Here is a 10,325-nt window from a genome sequence, read left to right on the forward strand (position 1 = left end):
CCGAAACGTCACACTACTGACGCGATAGCGTTACCAAACACCGTTAGCCCTGCGCCAATATGCAACCCAATTTCAAGGGGAACAGGGATGAAGCGTTTTACGACAGCCTCGGCCATTGCTCTGGTCGCGTCGATGGGTGCCGCGCAGGCGGAAACCACGATTGAATGGTGGCACGCCATGGGCGGCGAACTGGGCGCCAAACTGGAAGAAATCGTTCAGAATTTCAACGACAGCCAAGATCAATACCGCGTCGTTTCCGCCTATAAAGGCACCTATCCCGAAACCATGACCGCCGCGATTGCTGCGTTCCGCGCCAACCAACAGCCCGCCATCGTGCAGGTGTTCGAAGTCGGCACCGGCACCATGATGGCCGCCGAAGGCGCGATCGTCCCGGTTTACGAACTGATGCAGCAGCATGGTCAGAACTTTGACCAGAACGCGTTCCTGCCGTCGGTTGTGGGTTATTATACCGACACCAACGGCAACATGCTGTCGATGCCGTTCAACAGCTCGACCCCGATTCTGTATTACAACAAAACCGTGTTCGAAAAGGCCGGTCTGGACCCCGAACAGGCCCCGAAAACCTGGGCTGATGTCGAAGCCTTCAGCAAACAGATCAAGGAATCGGGCGCTGCGACCTGTGGTTTCACCACCGGCTGGGTGTCGTGGATTCAGACCGAAAACTTTAGCGCGTGGCACAACCAGGCCATCGGGACCGAAGAAAACGGTTTCGGCGGTCTGGACGCGCGCCTGACCGTCAACGGTCCGGTTCAGGTCAAGCATTGGAACAACCTGAAGCGTTGGGCCGACGAAGGCATCTTTAAATATGGCGGCCCGGTGGGCGGCAATGACGCGCCCCCGATGTTCTATTCGCAGGAATGTGCGATGATCATGAACAGCAGCGCCAGCCGCGCCGGTGTGATCGCCAATGCGACCGATTTCGAGCTGGGCTTTGGTATGCTGCCTTACTACGATGACGTCGAAGGCGCGCCGCAAAACAGCATCATCGGCGGCGCAACCCTGTGGGTTCTGTCGGGTCGTCCCGATGCGGAATATGCCGCCGTGGCTGCGTTCTTTGATTACCTGACCCAGCCCGAAGTTCAGGCTGACTGGGCCGAACCGACCGGCTATCTGCCGATCACGCAGGCCGCTTATGACCTGTCCACGGAACGCGGTTTCTTTGCCAACAATCCGGGCGCAGAAACGGGGATCAAACAGATCACGCTGAACGAACCGACCGCCAATTCCAAAGGTCTGCGTTTTGGTAACTATGTCCAGATCCGTGGCGTTATCGACGAAGAATTCGAACAGCTGATGTCGGGCTCCAAGGATGGTCAGGCCGCTCTGGACGCCGTTGTCGCCCGCGGCAACGCCCTGATCGAAGAATTCCAGGCCGCGAACCAGTAAGCCTGTGACATAACGGCGGGGGCTGCGTTTCGGCGCGGCCCCCTGCCCTTTCCCCGATATCGGAACCGCCATGAAGCGCACGATCTTTCGCAATCAGCTTTTGCCGTGGCTGCTGTTGGCGCCGCAGTTGATCATCACCTTTGTGTTTTTCCTGTGGCCCGCCGCGCAGGCGGTGAAACAAAGTTTCCTGCGTCAGGACGCCTTCGGCACCCGCACGACCTTTGTTGGTCTGGATAACTTCAAACGCCTGCTGAACAGCCCCGAATATCTGAACAGCGTTCAGGTGACGGCGGTGTTTGCGGTGTCGGTCACGGTGCTGTCGATGGGGCTGGCGCTGCTGTTGGCTGTGGCCGTGGATCGCATGATCCGGTCCACGCGGATTTACACCACGCTGCTGGTCTGGCCCTATGCCGTGGCCCCGGCGGTTGCGGGGATTTTGTGGTGGTTCATCTTTAACCCCACCATCGGGATTGTGCCTTATGTGCTGAACATGGTCGGTTACAACTGGAACCATATCAGTTCCAAAACCGATGCGATGATGCTGGTTGTGTTTGCCTCGGCGTGGAAACAGATCAGCTATAACTTTCTGTTCTTTGTCGCGGGTCTGCAAGCCATCCCCGCCAGCCTGCGCGAAGCCGCCGCCATCGACGGCGCGGGTCCGGTGCGGCGGTTTTTCGATATTACCTTTCCGCTGCTGTCGCCCACGACGTTCTTTTTGCTGGTGGTGAACATCGTTTACGCCATGTTTGACACCTTCGCGGTGATCGACACCATGACGCGCGGAGGCCCCGCCCAAGGCACGAATATCATGGTGTATAAGGTCTATTTCGACGGCTTTATCGGGCAGAATATGGGCAGTTCGGCGGCGCAATCGGTGTTCCTGATGCTGATCGTGATTGCTCTGACCGTGATCCAATTCCGTTACATCGAAAAGAAGGTCGCGTATTGATGATTGAAAATCGCCCCGGCCTGAATCTGATGGCGCATATCGTGCTGATCCTTGGGGTCTGCGTGGTGGCGTTGCCGGTGTGGATCGCCTTTGTGGCGTCCACGCTGGGTCCGACCGATTTTATGCGCGGCACGCTGCCTTTGTGGCCCGGCCCGCATTTCGTTGAAAACTATTCCCGGATGCTGGACAGCGGGCTGTCGACCAGCGGCACGCCCGCCGTGGGTCCGATGATGCTGAACAGCCTGATCATGGCGCTGTGCATTGCGATTGGGAAAATCATCATCTCGCTGCTGTCGGCGTTCGCGATTGTCTATTTCCGGTTTCCGTTCCGGGGGTTGGCGTTCTGGTGCATCTTCATCACCCTGATGCTGCCGGTCGAGGTGCGGATCGTCCCCACCTTTCAGGTTGTGGCCGATCTGGGGATGCTGAACAGCTATGCCGGGTTGACGATCCCGCTGATCGCATCAGCCACGGCGACCTTTCTGTTCCGTCAGGTGTTCCTGACCATCCCCGATGAACTGACCGAGGCCGCCCGCATCGACGGCGCCGGCCCGATCAAATTTTTCGTCGATATTCTGCTGCCGCTGTCGCGCACGAATATCGCGGCGCTGTTCGTGATCCTGTTTATCTATGGCTGGAACCAATATCTGTGGCCGCTGCTGATCACGACCAGCTCGGATTATTACACCATTGTTGCGGGGATTCGGCGGATGGCCGACGCCGTGGACGGGTTGCCGCAATGGCATCTGGTGATGGCAACCGCGATGCTGGCCATGCTGCCGCCGGTCGCGGTCGTCATCGGGATGCAGCGGCTGTTCGTCAAAGGTCTTGTCGAGACGGAGAAATAACGTGGCTTCAATCACTCTGGAAAATGTCGGCAAGGTGTATGCGGGTGGCACGCGCGCGGTTGGCGACGTGAATATCGACATCGCGGATGGCGAATTTATCGTGCTGGTCGGCCCGTCGGGTTGCGGCAAATCCACGCTGCTGCGCATGGTCGCGGGGCTGGAAACCATCACCGACGGCAGTGTTCGCATCGGGGATCGGGTCGTGAATGACGTCGAACCTGCGGATCGTGACATCGCCATGGTGTTTCAGAATTACGCCCTCTATCCGCATATGTCGGTGCGTCAGAATCTGGCCTATGGCCTGAAAAACCGCCGCACGCCGCGCGCCGAAATCGACCGCCGCGTCAATGAAGCGGCCGAGATTTTGCAGATCGGCCCGTTTCTGGACCGCAAACCCCGCGCCCTGTCCGGCGGTCAGCGTCAGCGCGTCGCCATGGGCCGCGCGATTGTGCGCGAACCGGCGGCGTTTTTGTTCGATGAACCGCTGTCGAATCTGGACGCCAAACTGCGCGTTCAGATGCGGCTGGAGATCAAAGAACTGCAACGCCGCCTGCGCACGACCAGCCTTTATGTGACGCATGACCAGCTTGAGGCGATGACGCTGGCTGACCGTCTGGTGGTGCTGAATGGCGGGCGCGTGGAACAGATCGGCACCCCGCTTGAGGTGTATCGCCGCCCGGCATCAGCCTTTGTGGCGGGCTTTATCGGCAGCCCGGCGATGAACCTGATTGACGCGCGCGCCGTGCCGTTTTTGCCGGGAACCGCCCATGCGGGCAGCGTCGGCATCCGCCCCGAAGATCTGACCCTGACCCACGATGGTCCCATCGACATGCAGGTGACAGCGGTCGAAGAATTGGGCGCGCAGCGTCTGGTTCACGGCACCACGGGCGGCGAACGTCTGACCATCACCCTGCCATCGGGCGCGCCTTTGGGCGATCATCTGCGCCTGTCGGTGGCGCCCGATGCGCTGCATCTGTTTGATCGCGACACCGGCGCGCGGATGTAACGCGCCGGTTCGTTTGCGTCAGGCGCGGGGTTACCCCTGCGCCTGTTTGCGATTCCACAGGATCGAGCTGACAAACGACATGGCAATGAAGGTCGCGCCCAACAGGCCGGTGACGACTTCGGGCAGGTGCCACATGGTCTGGCCGAACATGATGATCGACAAAATCAGGATCGACCAGAACGCGCCATGTTCCAGATAACGGAATTCAGCCAGCGTGCCGCGTTCCACCAGCATCACGGTCATGGAACGCACATACATCGCGCCAATGCCCAGACCAATCGCGATCAGGAACAGGTTCTGCGTCAGCGCAAAGGCCCCGATCACCCCGTCAAAGCTGAACGACGCGTCCAGCACCTCAAGATACAGGAAACCGCCCAGACCCGCCTGTGCGCCGGTGCGCGCGGTGTTTTCGCCACCCCAACGGTCCAGAACATGGCCCAAGGCGTCCACGGCCTGAAAGGTAACGATCCCCCACATCGCACTGAACATAAACAGCTTTTCATCCTGAACCGGCAACAGCCAGACGAAAACCAGAATGACGATCAGGACAAAGCCAACCTCCATCCCGCGCACGGAACCACAGGCACGCAGGCCCCGTTCGATGCGGCCGATCCAGTCCACCTCTTTGGATTGGTCAAAGAAAAACGACAGCGCGACCAGCATCAGGAACGCGCCCCCGAAGGCCGCAATCGGCAGATGCGCGTCACCGATCAGTTCGGCATAGCGCGCGGGGTCGGTTGCCGCCAGTTGGATCGCGGCCCACGGCCCGACCTGCGCGGCGATGACCACGATCAGCAACGGGAACACAACCCGCATCCCGAACACAGCGATCAGGATCCCCCATGTCAGAAACCGCCGTTGCCATTCGGGCGTCATCGTTTTCAGCTTATTCGCGTTGACGATGGCGTTATCAAACGACAGCGAGATCTCCAGCACCGCCAGCACAGCGGCAATCATCAAAAACGACAGCGCCCCGGACATGGTGCCGGAAAACTGCCAACCCAGCCAACCGGCCAGCAAAATCCCCGCCGCCGTCACAATCAACGGCCAGCGAAGGTAAGACATGGTGGAACGCATCAGAATCTCCTGCAATTCAGCGCGCAGATAGGGCGCGGCGCGCGCAACGACAAGGGGTCATAACCACTTCTTCCAGCGCAGGAACAAATAGGTGCCAACCGTGGTCACAACCATCATCCCCAAGGCCATGGCATAGCCCCAGGCGAAATGCAGTTCCGGCATGTTTTCAAAGTTCATGCCGTAAATGCTGGCGATCAGCGTCGGCGGCAGGAACAGCGCCGCGATGACCGACAGAATCCGCACGGCGTTGTTTTGTTGCAGGTTAATCATGCCCAGCGTGGTATCGACCGCCAGACTGACCCGGTTGGCCAGAAAATCGGCGTGAACCTCTAACGCTTGCAGGTCGCGGATCTGGGCGCGGATGATGGGGCGCAGGCGGTCGCCTTCGGGGCGGTCGTCCAGCGTGACGGTATAAAACGCCAGCATCCGTTCCATCGTCAACAGCCCGATGCGGACGCGGGCCATGGTTTCGGCCTCGACGCCCACCTGATGCAGGGCGGCGTGCAGTTTGTCGGATGCGGCGCCCACGGCGCTGCGGTCAAAGACGCTGGCCGTCACCTCATCCAGACCGCGCCCGCCGATTTCCAGAATATCGGCAAGGCGGGCGATGATTTCTTCGACCAGACCGCAGAACACGCGATCCACCGATCCGCAGCCCGCCGTTGATCGTTCCGCGCGGGTGGGAAAGGTCAGGAACGGGCGCGGCGAATGGTGGCGCACCGTGACCAGCCGGTCGGCGGCCAGAATGAACGTCACCGGCATGGCCGCGCGGTCGCCGCCCGCCTTTTCGCCGGGCATGACCACCGTCATGTAATCCACGCCCGTTTCGCGATAGAGGCGGTTGGACAGTTCAATCTCCTCCATATCGCCCAGCGTGGGAACGGTGATGCCCAGACCCGCCAGCATCGCCATTTCCGGGTCCGACGGCTGGATCATGTCGATCCACACCGCGTCGGAAATGTCGGCATCCTTGGGCAGCCGCGCCAACCGGCCGTTTTCCGCGATATAGGCGTAATGCATGGGCGACTCGCTGCTGTTTCGCCCCACCCTTTAGCGCGCTTCGCCGCCTATGAACACCGCCAGATCGGCCACATTCGTGCCGGTCGCGCCGGTCACGATCACGGCGCCTGCGGCGTCCAGTGCCGGGGTGGAATCGTTGCGCATCAGCGCGGCGTCGGGGTCCATTCCGGCGGCGCGGATGCGGGCCAGCGTGTCGGGGCCAACAATCCCGCCCGCAGCAAAGCCCGGCCCGTCGCGGCCATCGCTGCCCATCGCGGCGAAACACCACGCCCCCGGCAGATCGCCCGCCGCCCGCGCGAACCGCAACGCCAGTTCCTGATTGCGCCCGCCCATGCCGTCACCGGTCAGCCGCACCGTGGTTTCGCCGCCAAAGACCAGCACGCGGTTCGGATTGTCCCGCGCCACGCGGATCAGGCGTTCGGCGCAATCCTGCACATCGCCCGACAGCGCGACCCCGCCATCCGCCGCGCCTGCGTCCATCATCGCGCGCAGGCTGAGGCTGTTGGACCCGATCAGCACGTTATCCGCGCGCCCCCGCACGGGGTCACGTTCACGCGCCAGTGCCGCGCGCACCGTATCGGGCAGGTCGTCCCAAATCCACACATCCCGCGCCATCTGCGCCGCATCCGCGACGCTGCCAATCGGCGCAACCGTTGGCCCGGATGCCACCACGCGCAGATCGTCGCCCGGCACATCCGACAGGATCAGCGCGGTGATTGGCGCAGGACACAGCCGCAGCCAGCCGCCGCCCTTTTGCACCGACAGAGCCTGACGGATCAGATTTGTTTGCACAATATCCGCACCGCATCCCAACAGCAACCGGTTCACCGCCTGTTTATCTGTCAACGAAACTCCGGCCACCGGCGCGGGCAGCATCGCGGAACCCCCGCCCGAAATCAGCGCCAGCACCGGCCCCTGCGCCGACCGCAGCGCGCGCGCCACCTGTTCCGCCGCCGCCAGCCCCGCCGCGTCCGGCACCGGGTGGCCGGCGGTCAGAACCGTGGCGCGGGGCAGCGGCGCGTCATTGCCGGCATTGGTCACGATCAGCGCCCGCGCGTCGGGCAGCGCGTTCAGTGCCGCGCCCGCCATGGCCCGCGCGGCCTTGCCCAGCGCGATGATCTGAACCGCATCCACCGGGTGATCGCGCAAATGACGCGCCACAGCCTGCGCCGGGTCCGCCGCGCGAACCCCCACATCCAACAATGCCAAAGCCCGTTCGCGCATCACCCCCCCAAACGAAAAAGGGCGCCCCGCAAGGCGCCCCTGATAGTATGCTGCGACAATCAGCCTTTGTCGCGGAAATAATCGTCGATTTCACGCTCGGCGTCGTTTTTCGCCCAGCCGTATTTTTCCTGCAATTTGCCAGCCAGCTGATCTTTGTTGCCGTCGATCTGGTCGATCTCGTCGTCGGTCAGCTCGCCCCATTTTTCTTTGACGTTGCCTTTAAGTTGCTTCCATTTGCCTTGGATAATATCCCAGTTCATGACTTGCTCCTGTTAAGGTTGGCATTCGTATGACCAGACAACACCGCAGGCCCGGAATGGTTCCCGCCTAAGTCACCAAATCGCGCGGAGTCTCACCAGCAGCGAAATCCATCAGGTTTGACAGCGCGCGCAGCCCCATATCGGTGCGGGTTTCGTCGGTCGCGGTTCCCAGATGCGGCAGCAGGCTGGTGTTCGGCGCATCCATCAGCGCCTGCGGGATTTGCGGTTCGCGCGCATAGACATCCAACCCCGCCCCCGCGATGACGCGGTGATGCAGGGCATGGATCAGCGCGGCTTCGTCCACCACATCGCCGCGCGCGATATTGACCAGATAGCCCCCCGGCCCCAAGGCGCGCAGTTCCGCCGCGCCAATCAGGTTGCGCGTTTCCGCCCCGCCCGGAACCGCCAGAACCGCCACATCGCAATCCGTCAGCATCTGATGCAGGTCATCCATCTGGCGCGCCGGAACGTCCAGTGCCGACACAACGGACCGGTTGTAAAACACCACCCCCATGCCAAAGCCGAAATGACACCGGCGGGCAATCGCCTTGCCAATCCGGCCCATGCCGATAATGCCCACCGTCGCGCCGGTCGCGTTACGGCCCAGCAATTGCGTGGGGTTCCAGCCGGTCCAGTCGCCCGCGCGCAAAATCTGTTCCCCCTGCGACGCGCGGCGCAGCACCATCAGGATCAAGGTTAACGCAATATCGGCGGTCGCATCGGTCACAACGTCGGGAGTGTTGGTGACCGCGACCCCCGCCGCACGCGCCGCCGCAATGTCGATATGGTTATACCCCGCGCCGAAATTCGCCAAAATCCGACAGCGCAGATCGCCGCCAAAGGCCTGCGCGTCGAACGCATCGCCCAGCGTCGGGATGATCGCGTCATAATCACGCAGCGCCTGCGCCGCCTGTTTTGACGTCATCGGCGTGTTGTCGCGGAAATCGGCGTCAAAGCGCCCCCGGATCGCCGCCGTCGCGCGTTCGGTCATGGGGCGGGTGATGAGCAGCTTCAAAACAAACGTCCTCCGTTCGGGACGTCCTGATCGGGGCGGATCAGAACAACCTCGCCATCCGCATCGGGAACGCCCAGCACCAGAACCTGCGACAGAAACGGCCCGATCTGGCGCGGGGGAAAGTTCACCACGCACAGCACCTGTTTGCCGACCAGAGTTTCGGGATCGTAATGCCGCGTAATCTGGGCCGATGATTTGCGTTCCCCCAGATCGCCCACATCCAGCCACAGCTTGATCGCGGGCTTGCGCGCCTGCGGGAACGGCTCGGCGCGGGTGATGGTGGCGACGCGAATATCCACCTTGGCGAAATCGTCCCAGTCAATCATGCGCCGCGCCCCAATTCCCGCCCGCGTTCGGTGGCCGAGGCAACCGTGCGCGTCATCAGATCGGGCAGTTCCGGCATCAGCACCGCCAGCCCTGCCGCCGTGGTGCCTCCGGGTGATGTCACGTTTTCGCGCAGCAGCGCCGGGTCGTCATCGGCGTGAACGGCCAAGGCCCCCGCCCCCGCCACCGTCGCCCGCGCCAGTTCCAAGGCCAGGTCCGGGGCCAGCCCCTGCGCAGTGCCAGCCTGCGCCATAGCCTCGATCATGTGAAACACATAAGCCGGGCCGCTGCCGGACAAGGCGGTCACGGCGTCCATCTGATCTTCGGATTCCAGACGCACGACGCGGCCCACCGCCTCCATCAGCGCCTGCGCCTGATCCAGATGCTCTGCCGTGGCGCGCCCGTTGCCGATCATCGCGGAAATGCCCTGCCCGATGGCGGCGGGCGTGTTCGGCATCACCCGCACAATCGCCGCATGAGGAAAGGCCGCCTGATAGGTCGCAATCGTCGTTCCCGCCGCGACCGAGATCACCAGCGTATCGCGCACAGCCCCCAATTCGGCCAGCACCCCCGCCATCATCTGCGGCTTGACCGCCAGCACCAGAACCGCCGGATCGTCAGGCACATCGGCATTGATACGCAGGCCCTGCCCCTGCCATTCGGGCGCGATCTGGGGGTCAATCACCGACACCGCCGCCGGGTCCAGACCCTGCGCCAGCCATCCGCGCAGCATCGCGCCGCCCATGCGCCCGCAGCCGACCAGCACCAGCCCGCGCGCGTTTATCGTTGAAAAATCGGTCATTTGCCCCCCTGTCGCGGGGCTGCGCCCCTTATGCCCGTCCGTAGGTCCGGCCCAGCGCAATGTCCAGCGCGGGCGCGGGATCGGTATTGCCCCAGCCGACCAGCTGGAAGGACGGATAGAACCGTTCGCATCCCATCAGCGCATTGCCGATCATCCGGTCGATCTGGTCCGATGATGCGTAAACATCCCCCGCCAGCACAAGCCCATATCGCCACACCATCAGACGTTGTTCGGCCCAGAACGTAAATCCGCCGTCCCAGACCTGATCATTCGCCAGATTGATGGTTTCATAGATCAGCGGCAACCGCGCCGCGGGCGGGTCCATGTCAAAGGTGCAGATCAGGCGCAGCACCTGTTCACGCGCCGACCATGCCAGCGTGACGGAATAATTCC

The 10,325-nt window shown here is 62.4% G+C and carries 12 protein-coding genes; 4 read left to right on the forward strand and 8 right to left on the reverse strand.

Features of this window, described 5'->3' with window-relative positions:
- The first annotated feature begins 87 nt into the window (after nucleotides 1-87).
- From ugpB to Q4G20_RS03035, 4 genes are all read left to right on the forward strand, one after another.
- Nucleotides 88-1,407 carry a sn-glycerol-3-phosphate ABC transporter substrate-binding protein UgpB gene (gene ugpB / locus Q4G20_RS03020; RefSeq protein WP_303341856.1) on the forward strand — a complete coding sequence of 440 codons (1,320 nt, stop codon included), beginning with the start codon at nucleotides 88-90 and terminating at the stop codon, nucleotides 1,405-1,407.
- A gap of 70 nt (nucleotides 1,408-1,477) precedes the next feature.
- The gene (gene ugpA / locus Q4G20_RS03025; RefSeq protein WP_303341858.1) at nucleotides 1,478-2,356 is read left to right on the forward strand and encodes a sn-glycerol-3-phosphate ABC transporter permease UgpA; all 879 of its coding nucleotides are present in this window, start codon (nucleotides 1,478-1,480) and stop codon (nucleotides 2,354-2,356) included.
- Nucleotides 2,356-3,204: a sn-glycerol-3-phosphate ABC transporter permease UgpE gene (gene ugpE / locus Q4G20_RS03030; protein ID WP_303341860.1), complete on the forward strand. Its 849-nt coding sequence runs from the start codon at nucleotides 2,356-2,358 to the stop codon at nucleotides 3,202-3,204. The genes ugpA and ugpE overlap by 1 nt, the downstream gene beginning before the upstream one ends.
- A 1-nt stretch (nucleotide 3,205) precedes the next feature.
- A complete protein-coding gene (locus Q4G20_RS03035; RefSeq protein ID WP_303341861.1) occupies nucleotides 3,206-4,210 on the forward strand; it encodes a sn-glycerol-3-phosphate import ATP-binding protein UgpC in 1,005 nt (334 codons plus the stop codon).
- Between the two features lie 30 nt (nucleotides 4,211-4,240).
- On the opposite strand, the gene Q4G20_RS03040 is transcribed toward Q4G20_RS03035, so the two are convergent.
- The 8 genes from Q4G20_RS03040 to Q4G20_RS03075 form a co-directional block, all read right to left on the reverse strand.
- Nucleotides 4,241-5,287, reverse strand: a complete 1,047-nt coding sequence (locus Q4G20_RS03040; RefSeq protein WP_303341862.1) for a DUF475 domain-containing protein — start codon at nucleotides 5,285-5,287, stop codon at nucleotides 4,241-4,243.
- A gap of 57 nt (nucleotides 5,288-5,344) precedes the next feature.
- Entirely contained in the window at nucleotides 5,345-6,307 is a 963-nt protein-coding gene (locus tag Q4G20_RS03045; RefSeq protein WP_303341863.1) for a magnesium transporter CorA family protein, read from the reverse strand.
- Between the two features lie 30 nt (nucleotides 6,308-6,337).
- A complete protein-coding gene (locus Q4G20_RS03050; RefSeq protein ID WP_303341865.1) occupies nucleotides 6,338-7,531 on the reverse strand; it encodes a glycerate kinase in 1,194 nt (397 codons plus the stop codon).
- A 59-nt stretch (nucleotides 7,532-7,590) separates the two neighbouring features.
- Nucleotides 7,591-7,791 carry a CsbD family protein gene (locus tag Q4G20_RS03055; RefSeq protein WP_303341866.1) on the reverse strand — a complete coding sequence of 67 codons (201 nt, stop codon included), beginning with the start codon at nucleotides 7,789-7,791 and terminating at the stop codon, nucleotides 7,591-7,593.
- 67 nt (nucleotides 7,792-7,858) lie between these two features.
- A complete protein-coding gene (locus Q4G20_RS03060) occupies nucleotides 7,859-8,806 on the reverse strand; it encodes a D-glycerate dehydrogenase (protein WP_303341868.1) in 948 nt (315 codons plus the stop codon).
- Nucleotides 8,803-9,132, reverse strand: a complete 330-nt coding sequence (locus Q4G20_RS03065; protein WP_303341869.1) for a tRNA-binding protein — start codon at nucleotides 9,130-9,132, stop codon at nucleotides 8,803-8,805. Before Q4G20_RS03065 ends, Q4G20_RS03060 begins: the two co-directional genes overlap by 4 nt.
- Entirely contained in the window at nucleotides 9,129-9,932 is an 804-nt protein-coding gene (gene proC / locus Q4G20_RS03070; protein WP_303341870.1) for a pyrroline-5-carboxylate reductase, read from the reverse strand. The genes Q4G20_RS03065 and proC overlap by 4 nt, the downstream gene beginning before the upstream one ends.
- Nucleotides 9,933-9,960: 28 nt before the next feature.
- The coding region (locus Q4G20_RS03075; RefSeq protein WP_303341871.1) for a YbjN domain-containing protein at nucleotides 9,961-10,325 on the reverse strand (365 nt) is incomplete at its 5' end.

Origin of the sequence: Paracoccus sp. (in: a-proteobacteria), from assembly GCF_030538495.1 — a bacterium.
Classification (GTDB): Bacteria; Pseudomonadota; Alphaproteobacteria; order Rhodobacterales; family Rhodobacteraceae; genus Paracoccus.

Excerpts from the sequence above, each read along its gene's own strand:
- ugpB (WP_303341856.1), top strand. The coding sequence starts at position 88 with ATGAAGCGTTTTACGACAGCCTCGGCCATTGCTCTGGTCGCGTCGATG.
- ugpA (WP_303341858.1), top strand. The coding sequence starts at position 1,478 with ATGAAGCGCACGATCTTTCGCAATCAGCTTTTGCCGTGGCTGCTGTTG.
- ugpE (WP_303341860.1), top strand. The coding sequence starts at position 2,356 with ATGATTGAAAATCGCCCCGGCCTGAATCTGATGGCGCATATCGTGCTG.
- Q4G20_RS03040 (WP_303341862.1), bottom strand. The coding sequence starts at position 5,287 with ATGCGTTCCACCATGTCTTACCTTCGCTGGCCGTTGATTGTGACGGCG.
- Q4G20_RS03045 (WP_303341863.1), bottom strand. The coding sequence starts at position 6,307 with ATGCATTACGCCTATATCGCGGAAAACGGCCGGTTGGCGCGGCTGCCC.
- Q4G20_RS03050 (WP_303341865.1), bottom strand. The coding sequence starts at position 7,531 with ATGCGCGAACGGGCTTTGGCATTGTTGGATGTGGGGGTTCGCGCGGCG.
- Q4G20_RS03055 (WP_303341866.1), bottom strand. The coding sequence starts at position 7,791 with ATGAACTGGGATATTATCCAAGGCAAATGGAAGCAACTTAAAGGCAAC.
- Q4G20_RS03065 (WP_303341869.1), bottom strand. The coding sequence starts at position 9,132 with ATGATTGACTGGGACGATTTCGCCAAGGTGGATATTCGCGTCGCCACC.
- proC (WP_303341870.1), bottom strand. The coding sequence starts at position 9,932 with ATGACCGATTTTTCAACGATAAACGCGCGCGGGCTGGTGCTGGTCGGC.